At 73.1% G+C, this 16,504-nt stretch carries 18 protein-coding genes and 2 pseudogenes; 10 read left to right on the top strand and 10 right to left on the bottom strand.

The genetic code is table 11. The features are described from left to right. Positions 1 to 126 precede the first annotated feature (126 nt). Positions 127 to 1,284 (bottom strand): acyl-CoA dehydrogenase, encoded by a 1,158-nt coding sequence (locus M1O15_RS25850; RefSeq protein ID WP_248636578.1) that lies wholly within the window; start codon positions 1,282 to 1,284, stop codon positions 127 to 129. Positions 1,285 to 1,538: 254 nt separating this feature from the next. Between M1O15_RS25850 and M1O15_RS25845 the strand changes: the two genes are divergently transcribed. Together M1O15_RS25845 and M1O15_RS25840 are read left to right on the top strand one after the other, a co-directional pair. Beyond that, entirely contained in the window at positions 1,539 to 2,882 is a 1,344-nt protein-coding gene (locus M1O15_RS25845) for a UDP-glucose dehydrogenase family protein (RefSeq protein ID WP_248636577.1), read from the top strand. 94 nt (positions 2,883 to 2,976) lie between these two features. Beyond that, positions 2,977 to 3,342, top strand: a complete 366-nt coding sequence (locus tag M1O15_RS25840) for a VOC family protein (RefSeq protein ID WP_248636576.1) — start codon at positions 2,977 to 2,979, stop codon at positions 3,340 to 3,342. Between the two features lie 215 nt (positions 3,343 to 3,557). On the opposite strand, the gene M1O15_RS25835 is transcribed toward M1O15_RS25840, so the two are convergent. After that, entirely contained in the window at positions 3,558 to 3,776 is a 219-nt protein-coding gene (locus M1O15_RS25835) for a hypothetical protein (protein WP_248636575.1), read from the bottom strand. After that, a complete protein-coding gene (locus tag M1O15_RS25830; protein ID WP_282577273.1) occupies positions 3,773 to 3,961 on the bottom strand; it encodes a hypothetical protein in 189 nt (62 codons plus the stop codon). Before M1O15_RS25830 ends, M1O15_RS25835 begins: the two co-directional genes overlap by 4 nt. A gap of 185 nt (positions 3,962 to 4,146) precedes the next feature. On the opposite strand from M1O15_RS25830, the gene M1O15_RS25825 reads away from it, so the two are divergent. Together M1O15_RS25825 and M1O15_RS25820 are read left to right on the top strand one after the other, a co-directional pair. Then, positions 4,147 to 4,974, top strand: coding sequence for a helix-turn-helix domain-containing protein (locus M1O15_RS25825; RefSeq protein ID WP_248636574.1), 828 nt, complete (start codon positions 4,147 to 4,149; stop codon positions 4,972 to 4,974). Next, entirely contained in the window at positions 4,971 to 5,174 is a 204-nt protein-coding gene (locus M1O15_RS25820) for a DUF397 domain-containing protein (RefSeq protein WP_248636573.1), read from the top strand. The genes M1O15_RS25825 and M1O15_RS25820 overlap by 4 nt, the downstream gene beginning before the upstream one ends. A 68-nt stretch (positions 5,175 to 5,242) precedes the next feature. Here the strand turns inward: M1O15_RS25820 and M1O15_RS25815 are convergent, their stop codons facing one another. Together M1O15_RS25815 and M1O15_RS25810 are read right to left on the bottom strand one after the other, a co-directional pair. Next, entirely contained in the window at positions 5,243 to 6,172 is a 930-nt protein-coding gene (locus M1O15_RS25815) for an RNA polymerase sigma-70 factor (protein ID WP_248636572.1), read from the bottom strand. A gap of 39 nt (positions 6,173 to 6,211) precedes the next feature. Beyond that, positions 6,212 to 6,688, bottom strand: a complete 477-nt coding sequence (locus M1O15_RS25810) for a carboxymuconolactone decarboxylase family protein (protein ID WP_248636571.1) — start codon at positions 6,686 to 6,688, stop codon at positions 6,212 to 6,214. A 107-nt stretch (positions 6,689 to 6,795) separates the two neighbouring features. Here M1O15_RS25810 and M1O15_RS25805 point away from each other — a divergent pair, with 107 nt between their 5' ends. Continuing rightward, complete coding sequence (locus M1O15_RS25805; protein WP_248636570.1) at positions 6,796 to 7,584, top strand: TSUP family transporter; 789 nt, start codon at positions 6,796 to 6,798, stop codon at positions 7,582 to 7,584. A 12-nt stretch (positions 7,585 to 7,596) separates the two neighbouring features. Continuing rightward, positions 7,597 to 8,229, top strand: a complete 633-nt coding sequence (locus tag M1O15_RS25800; protein WP_248636569.1) for a class I SAM-dependent methyltransferase — start codon at positions 7,597 to 7,599, stop codon at positions 8,227 to 8,229. Positions 8,230 to 8,289: 60 nt separating this feature from the next. Here the strand turns inward: M1O15_RS25800 and M1O15_RS25795 are convergent, their stop codons facing one another. Beyond that, positions 8,290 to 8,499 carry a hypothetical protein gene (locus M1O15_RS25795; RefSeq protein ID WP_248636568.1) on the bottom strand — a complete coding sequence of 70 codons (210 nt, stop codon included), beginning with the start codon at positions 8,497 to 8,499 and terminating at the stop codon, positions 8,290 to 8,292. A gap of 313 nt (positions 8,500 to 8,812) precedes the next feature. Between M1O15_RS25795 and M1O15_RS25790 the strand changes: the two genes are divergently transcribed. Both M1O15_RS25790 and M1O15_RS25785 read left to right on the top strand, forming a co-directional pair. Further along, a complete protein-coding gene (locus M1O15_RS25790; protein WP_248636567.1) occupies positions 8,813 to 9,565 on the top strand; it encodes a helix-turn-helix domain-containing protein in 753 nt (250 codons plus the stop codon). Then, the gene (locus tag M1O15_RS25785; protein ID WP_248636566.1) at positions 9,562 to 10,032 is read left to right on the top strand and encodes an NUDIX hydrolase; all 471 of its coding nucleotides are present in this window, start codon (positions 9,562 to 9,564) and stop codon (positions 10,030 to 10,032) included. The genes M1O15_RS25790 and M1O15_RS25785 overlap by 4 nt, the downstream gene beginning before the upstream one ends. Before the next feature lie 33 nt (positions 10,033 to 10,065). On the opposite strand, the pseudogene M1O15_RS25780 reads toward M1O15_RS25785, so the two are convergent. After that, positions 10,066 to 10,404 (bottom strand): annotated as a pseudogene (locus M1O15_RS25780) (DJ-1/PfpI family protein); the annotation flags it as partial. On the opposite strand from M1O15_RS25780, the pseudogene M1O15_RS25775 reads away from it, so the two are divergent. Continuing rightward, a pseudogene (locus tag M1O15_RS25775) lies at positions 10,396 to 10,725 on the top strand (MBL fold metallo-hydrolase); the annotation flags it as partial. The pseudogenes M1O15_RS25780 and M1O15_RS25775 sit on opposite strands and share 9 nt — an antisense overlap. A 75-nt stretch (positions 10,726 to 10,800) precedes the next feature. Here the strand turns inward: M1O15_RS25775 and M1O15_RS25770 are convergent. After that, positions 10,801 to 11,514: an alpha/beta fold hydrolase gene (locus tag M1O15_RS25770; RefSeq protein ID WP_248636565.1), complete on the bottom strand. Its 714-nt coding sequence runs from the start codon at positions 11,512 to 11,514 to the stop codon at positions 10,801 to 10,803. 157 nt (positions 11,515 to 11,671) lie between these two features. Beyond that, positions 11,672 to 14,128: an ATP-binding protein gene (locus M1O15_RS25765; RefSeq protein ID WP_248636564.1), complete on the bottom strand. Its 2,457-nt coding sequence runs from the start codon at positions 14,126 to 14,128 to the stop codon at positions 11,672 to 11,674. Positions 14,129 to 14,227: 99 nt separating this feature from the next. Between M1O15_RS25765 and M1O15_RS25760 the strand changes: the two genes are divergently transcribed. Then, positions 14,228 to 15,316 (top strand): AraC-like ligand-binding domain-containing protein, encoded by a 1,089-nt coding sequence (locus M1O15_RS25760; RefSeq protein ID WP_248636563.1) that lies wholly within the window; start codon positions 14,228 to 14,230, stop codon positions 15,314 to 15,316. Positions 15,317 to 15,391: 75 nt separating this feature from the next. Here M1O15_RS25760 and M1O15_RS25755 read toward each other — a convergent pair whose 3' ends face one another. Then, positions 15,392 to 16,450: a dipeptidase gene (locus tag M1O15_RS25755; protein ID WP_248636562.1), complete on the bottom strand. Its 1,059-nt coding sequence runs from the start codon at positions 16,448 to 16,450 to the stop codon at positions 15,392 to 15,394. Positions 16,451 to 16,504: the final 54 nt, after the last annotated feature.

Below are 16,504 nucleotides of genomic sequence, written 5' to 3'. Positions count from 1 at the left end.
CGTTCCTGCGGTGGTACGGGCTGGGGCGGCCCGAGCGGTCGCGGTTCACGAGAGAGCCCCGCTCCCCGGGGGTGCTTCCGGGGGGCGGGGCTTTCGCGGCGAAGGGGGGCGGGGGGCGGGTGGGGGTTACGGCAGGTTGCGGGCCATGACGATGCGCTGGACCTGGTTGGTGCCCTCGTAGATCTGGGTGATCTTGGCGTCGCGCATCATGCGCTCGACCGGGTAGTCGCGGGTGTAGCCGTAGCCGCCGAGGAGCTGGACGGCGTCGGTGGTGACCTCCATGGCGACGTCGGAGGCGAAGCACTTGGCGGCGGCGCCCTGGAAGGTGAGGTCGGCGTCGCCGCGCTCGGACTTGGCGGCGGCGGCGTAGGTGAGCTGGCGGGCGGCCTCGATCTTCATCGCCATGTCGGCCAGCATGAACTGGATGCCCTGGAAGTCGGCGATCGGCTTGCCGAACTGCTTGCGCTCCTGCACGTAGCCCTTGGCGTAGTCCAGGGCGCCCTGGGCGATGCCGAGGGCCTGGGCGGCGATGGTGATCCGGGTGTGGTCCAGGGTCTGCATCGCGGTGGCGAAGCCCGTGCCCTCGGCGCCGATCATGCGGTCGGCGGGGATGCGGACGTTGTCGAGGTAGACCTCGCGGGTGGGCGAGCCCTTGATGCCGAGCTTCTTCTCCGGGGCGCCGAAGGAGACCCCGGCGTCGCCCTTCTCCACGACGAAGGCGGAGATGCCCTTGGAGCGCTTGGCCGGGTCGGTGACCGCCATGACCGTGTAGAACTCGGAGACGCCCGCGTTGGTGATCCAGCGCTTCACGCCGTTGAGGACGTAGAAGTCGCCGTCGCGCACGGCCTTGGTCTTCATGCCGGCCGCGTCGGAGCCGGCGTCCGGCTCGGAGAGGCAGTACGAGAACATCGCGTCGCCCTTGGCGAGCGGGCCCAGGTACTTCTTCTTCAGCTCCTCGGAGCCGGAGAGGATCACCGGCAGCGAGCCCAGCTTGTTGACGGCCGGGATCAGGGAGGAGGAGGCGCAGGCGCGGGCCACCTCCTCGATGACGATCACGGTGGCGAGCGCGTCGGCGCCCGTGCCCCCGTAGCTCTCCGGTACGTGCACGGCGTGCAGGTCGGAGGCGACGAGCGCGTCCAGCGCCTCCTGGGGGAAGCGGGCCTCCTCGTCGACCGCTGCGGCGAACGGCGTGATCTTGGCCTCGGCGAGCGCGCGGACGGTGTCCCGGAGCATGTCGTGCTCCTCGGACGGGCGGTACAGATCGAAGTCAGGCGTTCCCGCCACTGTGCACTCACTCCCCTTGTGCTGCGGACCGGCTGTGGATCAGCTCTGGACTGCTGTCGCGGTCCTGCTAACTACCGTTAAGTAACCTGAATTTTAGTGGCCGGCCCGGGATTCGGCATATGTGGGTCGCGCGTGAGCTTGGTGACAGCGGGCCCGCACCCCCCGGTGACCGAACGGTGCCCGGCGGGCGGCGCGGTTATGCTCGGGCGCAGTCCCTCCCGTCCCCGTACGCGCACGTCGATGGAGCTCACCCCATGGCCCTCAAGATCACCGTGATCGGCACCGGATACCTCGGCGCCACCCATGCGGCGGCCATGGCGGAGCTGGGCTTCGAGGTGCTGGGCCTGGACGTGGTCCAGGAGAAGATCGACACCCTCCAGGCCGGCCGGGTGCCGATGTACGAGCCCGGCCTGGAGGAGCTGCTGCGCCGCCATGTGGCCGGGATCGAGGGGTCCAGCGGACGGCTGCGGTTCACCACCTCGTACGAGGAGGTGGCCGACTTCGGCGACGTGCACTTCGTCTGCGTGAACACCCCGCAGAAGCACGGCGAGTACGGCTGCGACATGAGCTTCGTGGACGCCGCGTTCGGCTCGCTCGCCCCGCATCTGAAGCGGCCCGCGCTGGTCGTCGGCAAGTCGACCGTGCCGGTGGGCAGCGCGGAGCGGCTGGCGAAGCTGCTCGCCGACAACGCCCCGGTCGGCGCCGACGCCGAGCTGGCCTGGAACCCGGAGTTCCTGCGCGAGGGCTTCGCCGTCCAGGACACCCTGCGCCCGGACCGGATCGTGGTCGGTGTGGAGAGCGCGGCCGCCGAGAAGACGCTGCGCGAGGTGTACGCCACCCCGATGGCCGAGGGCTCCCCGTTCGTGGTGACGGACTTCCCCACCGCCGAGCTGGTGAAGACCTCCGCCAACTCCTTCCTGGCCACCAAGATCTCGTTCATCAACGCGATGGCGGAGGTGTGCGAGGCGGCCGGCGGTGACGTCGCCAAGCTGGCGGAGGCGATCGGCTACGACGACCGGATCGGCCCGAAGTTCCTGCGCGCCGGGATCGGCTTCGGCGGCGGCTGCCTGCCCAAGGACATCCGGGCCTTCATGGCCCGCGCCGGTGAGCTGGGCGCCGACCAGGCGCTCACCTTCCTCCGCGAGATCGACTCCATCAACATGCGCCGCCGCGGTCAGATGGTGGGGATGACGAGGGAGGCGCTGGGCGACGGCACCTTCCTGGGCAAGCGGGTCGCGGTGCTCGGCGCCGCGTTCAAGCCGGACTCCGACGACGTACGGGACTCCCCGGCGCTGAACGTCGCCGGGCAGATCCACCTCCAGGGCGGCCAGGTCACGGTCTACGACCCGAAGGGCATGGAGAACGCCCGCCGGCTGTTCCCGACGCTGGGCTACGCGGACTCCGCGCTGGAGGCGGTGCGGGGCGCCCATGTGGTGCTGCACCTGACCGAATGGCGCGAGTTCCGCGAGCTGGACCCGGCGGAGCTGGGCGAGGCGGTCTCGGACCGGCTCATCCTGGACGGCCGCAACGCGCTGGACCCGCTCCCCTGGCGCGAGGCCGGCTGGACCTTCCGCGCGATGGGCCGCCCCCGGGCCTGAGCCCCCGCGGAGGGGCGGGTTTGGTCATCGGCGGCCGAGGCACCCGCCCCTCACGGCATGAGAAGGGTCCATGTCGCCACGTGAGGAGGACCCGATGGGTTTCGCCACGCTCCAGCTGACCGCCTTCGACTGCCCCGAGCCGCGCCGGCTCGCCGAGTTCTACGCCGCGGTGCTCGGCGGCCGGATCGAGGGCGACGACGAGTGGGTGGACCTCCACCTCGACGGCGGGCAGCGGCTGTCCTTCCAGCTCGCCCCCGGGTTCACTCCCCCGGAGTGGCCGCGCGCGGACCGCAACTCCCAGCAGCTCCACCTCGATCTCGAGGTGGAGGACATGGACGCCGCGCACGCCAAGGTGCTGGAGCTGGGCGCGCGCGAGCTGGACGTGGACGACGGCAAGCACCCCGGCTTCCGGGCCTTCGCCGACCCGGCCGGGCATCCGTTCTGCCTGGTCACGGGGTGAGGACCCGCGGACGCCGGTCAGGGGGTCCGCTCCTTGGGCCGTGTGCTGGATGGCATGGGCCTCAGCTGCAGCAGTGACGCTCCGGTCACGGCCACCATGCGAGGAGCGTGGCGACAGCCGATGACCCGGCGGGGGGCGGGGGGGTCGGCGGCGGAAGGGTGCGACGGCGGAGCGCGGGAGGTGGAGGGCTCGGGCGATCGGGGGCGGTAGGGCCATCAGTCCTCCGCCGTCTCGGCGTCGTCGTCCGGGCGGCCGTCGTGTACGGGGTGGCGGGTGATGTAGATGCGGCAGTCCACCGCGCGGGAGTAGTCGCCCCACCTCTCCGCCTGGGTGGCCTCCGCGCGCAGCTCCCGGCACCGGTCGCACCCCGCCTCCGTCGCCTCGGCGGCATCGCGCTGGTAGCGCTGCTCGGCGTCCTGTCCGCTTCCGCTCACAGCAGGGTCCCCCTGCTCCGTGCGTTCCGCCGCGCGGTCTCGGCGTGCAGCCGCTCCCCCGGGGTGGCCGGCCGGGTGTCGGTGGGCGCCACCGTCCAGCGCAGTCCGCCGGTGACGGGGCGCAGGAACCAGAGGCCGCACCAGACGCCCCGGAACTCCCCGATGCGGCCCAGCGATACGTCCACGACAAGGTCGCCGGGTGCGGGGAGCGGCGGGGACGTCCGCCCTCCGCCACCGTTCGCACGGATTTTCCTATCGGACACGACGGCTCCTCTCCGTAGTGTTTCCACTACAAGCAGAAGTCAGCGTGGCCGACGGCCGAAGAACCATTCAACTTGTCAGTTCGGCACGGAAGGTTGGTGGAAGCCGGTTGAACCGCAAGCAACTCGATCCGGACAGTTCTCCCCAGGCGGCCTTCGGAGCGCGTTTGCGCAGCGCACGGGAGGAACGCGGCTGGACACAGGAGGAGCTGGCGAAGCGTCTCGGGTACTCCAGCACCCATCTCTCGTCGGTGGAAACCGGCCGCAAACCCCCGACTTTGCGTCTCGCGAGAAGTTCGGACGAGGTCTTCGGGACCGGCGACCAGTTCGTGCGCGCCTACTACAAGGTGCGGAACGGCGGCCTGTTGGAAGGCTTCCCGCAGTTCGTGGAGCGGGAGGCGGAGGCGGCGGAGATCCGGTTGTACGAAGTGGGGGTCGTGCCGGGGTTGTTGCAGACCGAGGAGTACGCGACGGAGCTGGCGAGAGGCTTCGTCCGGCGGGGAGCGATCACGAGCAAGCAGGCGGACGAGCGCGTCGCGCTCATCGCCGAGCGGCAGGCCGCCCTGGTGCGGACGCCCGCGCCACTGGTCTTCGCGGCACTGGACGAGAGCTGTCTGCGCCGACCAGTCGGCGCGCCCGCCGTCATGCGCGCCCAGCTGGACCGGCTGCTGGAGTTCGCCGAGCTGCCGAACACCATGCTCCAGGTGGCTCCGTTCAGCATGGGCGCGCACCGCCCCTTCGATCTGCCGCTCTACATCCTGACTCTCCACGACCGCTCGCTGCTCTCCTATGCGGAGTCGGCCCAGCGAGGCCAACTGGAGCGGGACAACGTGTTCGTCGTGCCGCTGCTGACGGCATACCATCAGCTTCAGGCCGAAGCGCTCTCCCAGGCGGAATCCGTGGCCATGATCAGCGAGCTGCGAAAGGGCATCCCGTGACGACCGAAACCCCCCGTTGGTTCACGTCCTCGTACAGCAACAACGGTGGTGCTTGCGTCGAGGTCGCCACCAACCTCGTGCCCACGCGCGGCACCGTCCCCGTCCGGGACTCCAAGGTGTCGGGCGGGCCGGTTCTGGGCTTCCGTGCCGAGGCCTTCGCCGCGTTCGTGGGCGGGGTCAAGGCCGGGCGTCTGATCTGACGCGCCGCAGCCCGGTCCCGTACTCGCTGAGGAGGTACGGGGCCGGGCTGCCGTGCGTCGTACGGGGGTCAGCGGGAGCGGCGGCGGGCCTGCTGGATCTCGTGGTGGGCCGCCCAGGCGTCCGCGACCGGGCCGAGGTGGCCGAGCTTGTCCGGGTTGATCACCGAGCGGACGGCCTGCACCCGGCCGTCGAGCACGTCCAGGACCATGGTGCTGAACACCTTGCCGGTGCGGTCGCGGAAGACGGCGCCCGGCTGGCCGTTGATCTCGCACGGCTCGTACGCCATGTCGATCAGCGCCACGGTCTCGGCGTAGGAGCCGAGCAGGCGGGCCACCTTGTCGGCGCCGACGACCGTCCGGGCCAGGGCGGGCGCCTTGCCGCCGCTGTCGCCGGTCATCTGCACGTCGGCGGCGAGCAGTCCGCGGAGGCCGTCGAGGTCGCCGTCCTTCAGGGCGTCGAAGAACCGGGTGGCCAGCTCCACCCGTTCCCGCCGGTCCGCCGCGAAACGGGGCCGCCCCTCGCGCATGTGCCGCCGGGCCCGTACGAGTAGTTGGCGGCAGGCGGACTCGGTGCGTCCGGTCGCCTCGGCGATGTCCTCGTAGCCGAAGGCGAACACCTCCCGGAGGACGAAGACGGCCCGCTCCAGGGGGCTGAGCCGTTCCAGCAGGAGCAGGGCGCCCATGGACACCGAGTCGGCCAGTTCGGCGGCGCGGGCGGGGTCCTCGTACGGGTCGCTGAGCAGCGGTTCGGGGAACCAGGGGCCGACGTACTCCTCCCGGCGCACGCGGGCCGAGCGGAGCACGTCGATGGAGACCCGGGTGACGGTGGTGGAGAGGTACGCCTTGATGGAGTCGGGCCGGGTGGTGGAGGCGGCGTAGCGGAGCCAGGCCTCCTGGACGGCGTCCTCGGCCTCGGCGACGCTGCCCAGGATCCGGTAGGCGATCGAGAACAGCAGCGGTCGCAGGCCCTCGAACTCCTCCGCCTTGTCGTCGGTCACGCCGGATCCCTTCGTCGGTCGTCGTCGGTGGACTCGGTGTCAGTGGTCGAACTGGCCGGGCTGGTAGTCGCCGGCCGGGACGCGGGCGATGATGTTGAGGCGGTTCACCAGGCCCATGAAGGACACCAGCAGCGCCAGGGCGGTGAGCTGCTCGGTGTCGTAGTGCCTGGCGGCACGCTCCCACACCTCGTCGCTGACGCCCTCGCCCGCGTCGGCGACCCGGGTGCCCTGCTCGGCGAACTCCAGCGCGGCGCGCTCGGGCTCGGTGAAGACGGTGGCCTCCCGCCAGGCCGCGACCAGGTGCAGCCGTACCGCGGACTCCCCCGCCGCGGCGGCCTCCTTGGTGTGCATGTCGATGCAGGCGGCGCAGCCGTTGATCTGGCTCACCCGCAGCGCCACCAGCTCCTGGGTGGAGGTCGGCAGCGCCGAGTCCTTGATGATCCTGCCGGAGGTCGCGATGTGCTTGAAGATCCTGCCGGCGGTCTCGCTGGAGAAGTAGTCGAGTCGTGCGTCCATGGGTCCGTCCTCCTGGGTGGGCTGTGCTGAGCAGCGGCTACACCCAGGGGACGAGACAGCGCGGGCGGGTGTGACACGGTGGCGGCGAGAGGGGACGAGGTGGTGTGGTGGAGGCGTGGTCGACGGGGGTGCCGGGGTTCGCCGCCGGGCTGCTGATATCGGTGGTCACGGCGCCGGCGGGGGTGTCCGGGGCGGTGTTCCTGCTGCCGGTGCAGGTCAGTGTGCTGGGGGTGCCGAGCCCGGCGGTGACCCCGACGAACCTGCTCTACAACGTGGTGGCCGGGCCCGGGGCCCTGGTGCGCTACTGGCGGACCGGGCGGCTGGGCGGGCCGCTGACCCGGCTGCTGATCGCGGGCACCGTGCCGGGTGTGGTCGTCGGCGCGGTGATCCGGGTCTTCGCCGTACCCGGGCCGAGGGTGTTCCGCCTCCTGGTGGCGGTACTGCTGCTGCCGCTGGGGCTGTGGCTCTGGTGGCGGACCGCGCGCCCGGCGCCGCCCCGCGCCGCCCGCCCGGCCTCGCCCCGGGCGACGAGGGTGCTGGCGCTGGTGGTCGGGGTGGCCGGGGGTGTGTACGGGATCGGGGGCGGCTCGCTGCTCGGGCCGATCCTGGTCGGGCGCGGGGCGCCGGTCGCCACCGTCGCACCGGCCGCGCTGGCCTCCACGTTCGTCACCTCCGTCGTCGGCGCGGCGACCTACGCGCTGCTCTCACTGGCCGCCACGGGCGAGGTGGCCCCGGACTGGCTGCTGGGCCTGTCCTGCGGGGCCGGGGGGCTGCTCGGCGGTTATCTCGGCGCACGGCTCCAGCCGCGTCTGCCGGAGACCGCGCTGCGGCTGCTGCTCGGCACCCTGGCGGCGGGCGTGGGCGGGCTCTACGCGGTCCAGTCGGTGGGCTGCTAGCTTCCCATGCTCATGACGGGGCATCAGGGAGAGACCAGGGCGGCCTACGACGGGGTCGTGGAGCTGTACGCGTCGATGTTCGCCGGGCGGCTGGAGGCGCAGCCGTTCGCGCGGGCCATGGTCGGCACCTTCGCTGAACTGGTGCGCGGGGCGGGGAACGCGCGGGTCGCCGATGTGGGGTGCGGGCCCGGGCATATCACGGCGATGCTGGGCGAGTCGGGGGTGGAGGCCTTCGGGGTGGACCTGTCGCCGGGGATGGTGGAGTACGCCCGGCGGGCCCATCCGGCGCTGCGGTTCGAGGTGGCGCGGATGGAGGCGCTGCCGGTCGAGGACGGCGCGCTGGGCGGGGTGCTGGCCCACTACTCGATGATCCACACCCCGCCCTCGGAGCTGCCCGCGCTGCTCGCCGAGCAGGCGCGGGTGCTGGCGCCCGGAGGGCTGCTGCTGGTGTCCTTCTTCGGGACCGAGGGCCCGTCGGAGCCGGTCCGCTTCGACCACAAGGTGGCGCCCGCGTACAGCTGGCCGGTGGACCGGTTCGCCGAGCTGCTGGCCGGGGCCGGGTTGAGCGTCTTCGCCCGGCTGGTCCACGACCCGGATTCGGAACGGGGTTTCCTGGACGCCCATTTGCTGGCCCGGCTGGGGTAGGGCGCACTGTGGTCCCTGCGGGGCGACGGTGTCCCGCAGGGACCTGCGCGGGCTACCGGCTCACTTGCCGCCGTCCCCGTCCTTCGGTGCGGGCGCGGGGTCCCGGGGTGCCTCCGGGGGCATCGGCCCGCCGTCGTGCCGGCCGCCGTCCGCCACGGGGGCGGGGGCGGTCAGCGGGGTGCGCCCGTCTCCGGGGTGCCGGAAGGGGATTCCGCGCCACCCCTCGGCGTCCGGCGCCCTCGTCTCGTACGAGTCGAGCACCACACTCATTCCACCAGCCTCCTCTTCGGTGAGGGGCCGCACCGCCACCCTGCGTACGCCCGTACGACGGTCGGCGGTGCGGCCCGCGATGCGCGGGGGACGGTCGGCGTCGCCCGCGTCGGTCACCCGCCCCGGCGCTCGACCTGTCCAGGGTTTCCGTCGCCGGGGCGGGAGTTCGGGGCTCTGCCGGTCGGCCAGGAGCCCCAGTCGATGAGACTTCATCACTTTCCGAGACAGGGGAACCACTCAGTGTGGACAATCAGGGACGTCCCGGGGTGGGCGGATGTCCCTATCGGTGTTGCGGAAGCAGGGGGAGCGTGGCGTGCCGAACGAGAGGCTGCGGGCCGCCATGGCCGCACGTGGATGGACGCATGCCGGTCTGGCGGCGAGGGTGGACGTGGATCCCAAGTCGGTGGAGCGCTGGGTGAACCTGGGCCGCGTCCCGCGTCGCGGCACCGCCTTCCGGGTCGCGGAGGCCATAGGAGAGGACGTGTACGCGCTGTGGCCGGCGTTGCGGCAGGCTCGCGCGGCACGAGCGGTCAGCCCGGAGCTGGTGGGGCTCTTCGAGCAGCGGGCGGAGCTTCCGGTGTCGGCGTTCGCCGACCTCTTCTCCCAGGCCGTCGAGCACATCGACGTGCTGGTCTACGCCGCCGTGTTCCTCCACGAGTCGTATCCCCGGCTCAACGAGGTGCTCCGCGAGCGAGCGGCGGAGGGTTGTTCGGTGCGGATCGCCGTCGGTGACGCCGACAGCCCCAACGTCCGGCAACGCGGGGAGGAGGAGCGCTTCGGGCATGGGATCGAAGGCCGCTGCCGGCTCGCGATGGAGCACTACCGGCCGCTGCTCGGGGTGGACCGCGTCGAACTGCGCATCCATGGCACCACCCTGTACAACAGCCTCTATCGTGCCGACGACCAGCTGCTGGTCAACGCTCATGTGTGGGGGACGAACGCGTACCGGGCGCCGGTCTGGCATCTCAGGCGCTGTGACAAGGGCGGTCTGTTCGATACCTATGCGGAAAGCTTCGACGCGGTCTGGCGTACGGCGACCCCGATGGAAGGACACGCTGAGCGGTGAACCGCACCGAGTTCTACGACGATCCGGACGCACCCGAGCCGAACAGCCTGGTGGTCGCCGCCTCGGCCGTCGTGACGGACGAAGAGAGGCGCGTCCTGCTCCAGAGGCGCAGGGACAACGAGCTGTGGGCGCTGCCCGGTGGGGGCATGGAGAGGGACGAGTCGCTGCCAGGAGCGGCCGTACGGGAGGTGCGGGAGGAGACCGGCTTCGACGTGGAGATCACGGGGCTGGTCGGAACGTACACGGACCCCCGACACATCATCGCGTACGGCGACGGGGAGGTGCGTCGGCAGTTCAACGTGTGCTTCACGGCACGTATCACCGGAGGGTCCCTGAAGGTGTCGGAGGAGTCGTCGGAGGTCCGGTTCGTGTCGCCGGAGGAGATCGAGGGGCTGCCGATGCACCACACCCAGCGGCTGCGGGTGCGGCATTTTCTGGAGGGGCGGTCCACTCCGTACCTGGGGTGACGTGCGCGGGAAGGGAGTTCAGTGCTCGCGCGGGGCCATCGCGGCTCCGTGCTCCCGTCTCAGCAGGTGGAGGCAGAGATCGAAGCCGGCGGCGGCTCCCGCGCCCGTGACGACACGCCCTTCGTCGATGTAGAGGGCGTCGGGTTCGACGGTGATGCGGGGGTGGCGGTCGGCGAGCAGGTCGGCGAACCGCCAGTGAGTGGTGGCCCGCCGGCCGTCGAGCAGGCCGGCGGCGGCCAGCGCGAAGGTCCCGACGCAGTGGGCCGCGACCAGGGCGCCGCGCTCGTACGCGGTGGACAGGGCGTCGAGCACGAAGTCGAAGCCGGGCAGCCCCTCGCCGTGCGGGCCGAAGACCTCGGCGACCAGGCTCAGGTGCACGACCACAAGGTGGAGTACCTCGGTGATTCGTGGCGGAACCGGGAGGCGGAGGGGTATGAGCTCACTCCCTCGCTGAGGCTGATCCGCACCCCGGGGCACAGTGCCGAGGACATCACGCTGCTGGCGGGCACGGAGTCGGGAGTCGTCGCCTTCGCCGGTGACCTGTGGTGGCACGCGGACGGCCCGGCCGACGACCCGGTGGCTCCCGACCGCGAGGTGCTGCGCGCCTCCCGGCTCCGGGTGCCGGCCGCCGCGGACCTGATCGTGCCCGGCCACGGCGGCCCGTTCAGAGGCGACGACTCCACGCCGCGGTGATCGCGGGAGGGGGGCCTTGTGGCCTTGGGGCTCGGCTTCCGGCTCCTACGGGGGTGGCAGCCGGGAGCCAGGGGCTCAGGCGGTGGCGCGGACCGCCTGGAGGATCAGGTCGGCGACGTCCTTGGGGCGGGAGACGGCGACCGCGTGTGAGGCGCCCTCGGCCTCGACGACGGTGGCTCCGGCCCGCTTGGCGCCGAAGCGCTGGACCTCGGGGTTGATCGCCTGGTCCCCGGCGGCGACCAGCGCCCAGGAGGGCTTGGTCTTCCAGGCGGCGGCGGAGGCGGCCTCCTCGAAGGCGGCGGCGGCGAGCGGGCGCTGCGCGACGGCGAGGATCTGCGCGGTGGCGAGGGGTACGTCGGCGCCGAAGACGGTCGGGAAGGCGTCCTCGGCGAGGGTGACCTCCACGGCGGGCTCCGCGCCGGGGACCGGGTAGGTCCACTGGCGGAGGCTGCTCACCAGGGGCGTCGCCGGGAAGCCGCCCTGGAGTTCGCCGAGGCTCTCGCCCTCCTCCAGGACGTAGGCCGCGATGTAGACGAGGCCGGTGACGTTCTCCTGGGTGCCGGCCACGGTGATCAGCGCGCCGCCGTAGGAGTGGCCGACCAGGATGACGGGGCCGTCGATCTGGGCGGCGACGGAGGCGATGTACGCGGCGTCGGAGGCGAGGCCGCGCAGCGGGTTGGGCGGGGCGATCACCGGGATGCCCTGGCCGCGCAGTTCGGTGATGACGCCGGACCAGCTCGCGGCGTCGGCGAAGGCCCCGTGGACGAGCAGGACGGTGGGGGTGGTCATGGGGGCTCCTTGTGGTCGGGTCGGGGCGCCGGTGCGGGGCCGGCGGGGATCTCACCGTAGGAGTGGTGGTGCAGGGGGAGTTGACGGTCGGCGCAGTGGTTGTGGCCTCGGCGCGCAGTGTCGGGTCGACTCCCTCGGGGCCGCTCCGTCGGGGCGCTCAGTCGGCGTCCAGGCGGTCGAGCTGGTCGCGGGCGTGGGCGAGGCGGGTGGGGTCGGCGTCGGGGCCGAGGGCGAGGCAGCGGGCGTAGGCCTCCCGGGCCTCGTCCAGGCGGCCCGCGGCCTGGAGGATGTCCGCCAGGAACACGATCTTGCGGCTGAGCATGGCGGTGTTCCCGCTGGCCAGGCAGACGTCGATGGAGCGGTGCAGATGGCTCACGGCCTCGTCCCACTGCCCCAGGCGGCCGTGGCACTGCCCGATCCCGCCGAGGATCTCGTGCCGGGCGAAGCCGGCGATGTGGGCGGGCAGGCGGTCCTTGTGCTCGTCCAGATAGGCGAGGGCGTCGCGGTAGCAGGCCAGGGACTCGGCGGCCCGGCCGCTGTCACGGAGCGCGATGGCACGGCCGTGGAGCGCCTGAAGGGTGCCGTTGAGGTCGCCGCCGGCCTCGAAGAGCCGGGCCGCCTGCTCGATGTGGTCCAGGGCGAGGTCGGGGCGGTCCAGCCGCTCGTAGGCCAGCGACCGGTAGTGGTGCGCCCACGCCTGCTGGACCAGGTCGCCGGCGCGTACGGCGGAGTCCAGGGCCCGGGTGGCCCGGGCCAGGCCCTCCTCCGGGCGGCCCTCGCAGACGGTCAGCGCCCAGGAGTGGTAGTTGAGCTGGGTGGCCTCGGCGAGCGGGTCGCCCAGGGCCTCGGCGGACCGGGCGGCGGTGCCGAAGACCTCGGGCCAGTGGCCCCAGAAGATCCAGTGGTCGGAGAACCAGTGCAGGGCCTCGGCCACCTCCACCACCCGGGCGTGGTCGCCGGCCGCCGCGGCGGCGCGCAGGGCGGCCGGCCAGTTGACGCTCTCGGCCTGCAGCCAGCGGCGGGCGGTGGCGGGGTCGGGGAGGTCGGGGACGGAGTCCGGATCGATCCGCGAGGGGTCGTGGTCGGGCTCGTACCAGCGGCCCGCCCGTACGGTGGTGTCCAGCAGCCAGGCGTACAGCGCCGCCCGGGCCGCCTCGGTGTCCTCCGGGCGGTCCTCGACGGACAGCCGGGTGCGGGCGTACAGGCAGAGCAGGTCGTGCAGCCGGTAGCGCTCCCCGGACGCGCCCAGCAGCCCGGCCTCGACCAGCTCCTCCAGGGTGTCCTCGGCGTCGAACGGGTCCTGCCCGGTGAGCCGGGCCGCACCGGGCACCCCGGTGTCCTGGCCGGGCACCAGGGCCAGGCGGCGGAACATCAGGGCCGCGGTGGGGCCGAGATGGCGGTACGAGAGGTCGAAGGCGCTCGCCACGCTGACGTCCCCGGCGGCCAGCGCGTCCAGCCGCCGGTGCTCCACGGCCAGCCGCCCGGCCAGCCGGCGCACCGGCACATCGGCGCGGGTGGCCAGCCAGTTGCCCGCCACCCGCAGGGCCAGCGGCAGATGGCCGCAGTAGCCGGCCACCGCCGCCAGTGCCTCGGGGTCGGCCGCCGCGCGGCCGGGGCCGGCCAGGTCGGCCAGGAAGGCGACCGCCTCCGGCGGGCTGAGCGCGCCCAGCGGCAGCCGGTGGACGCTGTCCAGCCCGGTCAGCATGCGGCGGCTGGTGACCAGCACCATGGCCGGTCCGGCGCCGGGCAGCAGCGGGCGGACCTGCGCCTCGTCGCGGGCGTTGTCCAGGACCAGCAGGCACCGGCGCTCGGCCAGCACCCGCCCGTACAGCTCCTTCAGGCCCTCCGGGCCGGCGTCGAGCAGTTCGCGGTCGGCCACGCCGAGGGACTTGAGCACCCCGAGGAGCAGTTCGGTGGTGCCGGGCGGCTCCTCGTCCACACCGCGCAGGTCCACCACGAGCCGGCCGTCCGGGAAGTGGTGGCCGAGCCGGCGGGCGGCCTGGAGGACGAGTGTGGTCTTGCCGGCCCCCGGCTGCCCGCTCACCGTCACCACCACGGGCTGCCGGCCGCCGTTCACCGCCACCGGCTGCCGGGGTGCGGGCTGCGGCGCCCCGGGGGACGCGGGCTGCCTGGGGGCCTGTGCCGCCGTGGTCGTCACCGGCCGGCCGGGGGCCTCCGTCGTCCCGGTCGTCGGCACCGGCCCGCCGGCGGCCTCGTCCGACGCGGCCTGGGTGGCCAGCCGCTCCAGCAGGGCCAACTCCGCCTCGCGGCCGGTGAAGTCGTCCACGCCCCGGGGCAACGGCAGGGACCGCGCTCCGGCGGCGGAGGGCCCCGGGGTGCGGGGCGGGCGGGCGGCGGCCAGCAGCTGCCGGTGCTCCTCCGGGGACAGGCGCAGGGCGTCGGCGAGGGCGGTCACCGTACGGCGCTGCGGGCTGGCCCGCCGCCCGCGCTCCAGGTCCCCGATGCCGCGCGCGCTCAGACCCGAGGCCTCGGCCAGGCCCTCCAGGGTCAGCGCTCTCGCCAGCCGCAGACTCCGCAGCAGCGCCCCGAACGCGGCCGTGTCCTCCCCCGCCGGGCCCGTACCCCCGGGGCCGTCCTGTGCTTGTTCCCGCACGTCTTCCGTACTTCTTCCTGTTGCTTGTGCCTGCATTCGTTCCTGGTCCGTCCCGGAGCCGATGTGGTCACATATCGCTCCGGAACGATCGGAGGAACAGTGTCCCCTGAGTCGCCTGATCCTGCTCCCGTCGGTCTCTTCGCCACCGCCGGCCTGGACACCGCGCCGCTTCCCGTGTCCGGGGACCGGGCGGAGCTCTGGCACGAGGCGGTGTCCCGGGCGTTCGTCCCGCTCGATGTGCGGTTCCTGGAGGCGGCTCCGGCCCCCGGGCGCATCGTCAGCCGGCAGCTCGGCCCCGTACAGGTGTCGCGGGTCGAGGCGGGGCCGCAGGCGGTGACCCGCAACCGGCGGCTCATCGCCCGGGGCGGTGACGACTTCCTCATCCTGAGCCTCCAGCAGCGGGGTGCGGCGCTCAAGGACCAGGACGGCCGGCAGTCCCGTATCGGGCCGGGCGAACTGTCGCTCTCCGACCCCTCGCGGCCGTTCCGCAAGGAACTGCGGTGCGCCTTCCGGTTCCTCTCGTTCCAGTTCCCCCGGGCCGATCTACGGGTACGGGAGGGGGACCTGCGGGCGGTGACCGCGACCGCGTTCGCCCGCACGGACGGCTGCCACCGACTGGTGGCGTCCTTCCTCTCCCGACTGGGAAGCTCCGCCGCCGAGTTGGAGGGGCCGATGGGCCATCAGCTGGGCAGGACGGCGCTGGACCTGCTGGCCATGCTGATCGACGAGCGGTGCGGGCGGTTCGCCCCGCAGGCGCCGGACCGGGCCGCGGCCCTGCTCGTCCGGGTGAAGGACCACGTCATCCGCAACCTGGGCGATCCCGATCTGTCGCCGGCCACCATCGCCGCCGCGCACTTCATCTCGGTCCGCTATCTGCATGTGCTGTTCCGCGCCGAGGAGTTGTCGGTGGGCCGGTGGATCCGCGCGGAGCGGCTCAAGCGCTGCCGCCAGGACCTGCTGGAACCCGCCGCCGCCCGGGACGGTGTGGCGGCGGTCGCCCGGCGCTGGGGTTTTGTGAGCCCGAGCCACTTCAGCCGGGCCTTCCGGGAGGAGTACGGGCAGTCGCCGCGCGACTGGCAGAAGTGGGTGAGCGAGCGGAGACGGGCGGCGGGGGACGGGGGTCAGAGGACGTTGACGTCCACGACCCGCCGGCCGGTGCCGACCCGTTCCGCCCTGACCCGGGTGTGACCCCCGGGGCAGTCGATGTCGACGCGGACGCGAGCCTCGGTGTCGTCCGAGTCGCGCTCGGTCCGGTGGGCGCCGCTAGTGGGGCGCTTTGGCCTCCCGTACCACTCTCGCCGCGTTGCCCCAGGTCAGTGCCGCGATATCGGCCTCCGACCAGTCGCGGTGCAGCAGCTCCGCGATGAGGTTGGGGTAGCAGGAGGCGTCCTCCAGGCCGATGGTGTGCGGGGCGTCGACGGCGGTGCCGTAGGAGCCGGCCAGGCCGACGGACTCGGGGCCGGCCAGGGCGCGGACGTGCTCGACATGGTCGGCGACGTCCCGGAGGGAGGCCGGCTGGTCGTCGTGGCACACCTGGCCGGGGGCGAAACTGACCATGCAGACACCCCGGTTGGCGCGCAGCCGGCGCAGGATGTCGTCGGAGACGTTGCCGGGGTGGTCGGTGAGGACGCGCGCGGCGGAGCGGGAGAGGATCACCGGGGCGCTGGTGACGGCCAGTACGCGGTCCATGGTCTCCTCGGCGGCGCCGGAGAGGTCGACCAGGACGCCCAGGCGGTTCATCTCGCGGATGACGGACTCGCCGAAGGGGGTGAGCCCGGTGGCCGTCCAGTGGGCCCCGGCCACGGTGGCGCTGCGGACGCCGAGGGCGTGGTACGCGCGCAGGGTGCCCAGCGAGTCGGCGAGCGCGGCCCCGGCGACCGGGCCGAGGAGCGAGGCGATCCGGCCGCTGTCGCGGGCCTCGGCCATCTCGTCGGCGCCGGTGACCAGGCGCAGCGCCTCCGGGCAGGAGGCGATCAGGGTGGTGACCGCGTCGATCCGGTCCAGGGTGGCGCTGACCGCGCTGTCGCCGGTGGCGTCCGGGCCGGTGTGCAGGGACCAGAACTGGGCGCCGACCCCGCCGGCCCGGATGCGCGGGATGTCGGTGTCCAGCAGGACGGACCCGTACATCAGGTCCTGCCAGTGGGTGTGGTCCAGCTGCTGGCCCAGGGTGTTGTGGCCGTCCACCACCAGTTGGGCGGCCAGCAGCACGCGGGCGCGCTCCAGGTCGAACGCGGCGGGGGTGGGTGCCTGGGCGGGAGGCGGGTCGTCGGGCTCTCCGAAGGCGGCGGAATCCGCGTACGGGAGGTGCTGAAGGTCTGCCATGGCTCCGCTCCGGGACACGAGACGGTGCGGGCGTGCCGTCCGGGCGAGCGGGGG

The sequence above is a fragment of the Streptomyces lichenis genome (assembly GCF_023218175.1).
GTDB lineage: Bacteria > Actinomycetota > Actinomycetes > Streptomycetales > Streptomycetaceae > Streptomyces > Streptomyces lichenis.
Note: the sequence above shows the minus strand (reverse complement) of the source record. Positions and strands in the feature narration are given on the sequence as shown.

Excerpts from the sequence above, each read along its gene's own strand:
- M1O15_RS25845 (WP_248636577.1), top strand. The coding sequence starts at position 1,539 with ATGGCCCTCAAGATCACCGTGATCGGCACCGGATACCTCGGCGCCACC.
- M1O15_RS25840 (WP_248636576.1), top strand. The coding sequence starts at position 2,977 with ATGGGTTTCGCCACGCTCCAGCTGACCGCCTTCGACTGCCCCGAGCCG.
- M1O15_RS25810 (WP_248636571.1), bottom strand. The coding sequence starts at position 6,688 with ATGGACGCACGACTCGACTACTTCTCCAGCGAGACCGCCGGCAGGATC.
- M1O15_RS25800 (WP_248636569.1), top strand. The coding sequence starts at position 7,597 with ATGACGGGGCATCAGGGAGAGACCAGGGCGGCCTACGACGGGGTCGTG.
- M1O15_RS25795 (WP_248636568.1), bottom strand. The coding sequence starts at position 8,499 with ATGAGTGTGGTGCTCGACTCGTACGAGACGAGGGCGCCGGACGCCGAG.
- M1O15_RS25770 (WP_248636565.1), bottom strand. The coding sequence starts at position 11,514 with ATGACCACCCCCACCGTCCTGCTCGTCCACGGGGCCTTCGCCGACGCC.
- M1O15_RS25755 (WP_248636562.1), bottom strand. The coding sequence starts at position 16,450 with ATGGCAGACCTTCAGCACCTCCCGTACGCGGATTCCGCCGCCTTCGGA.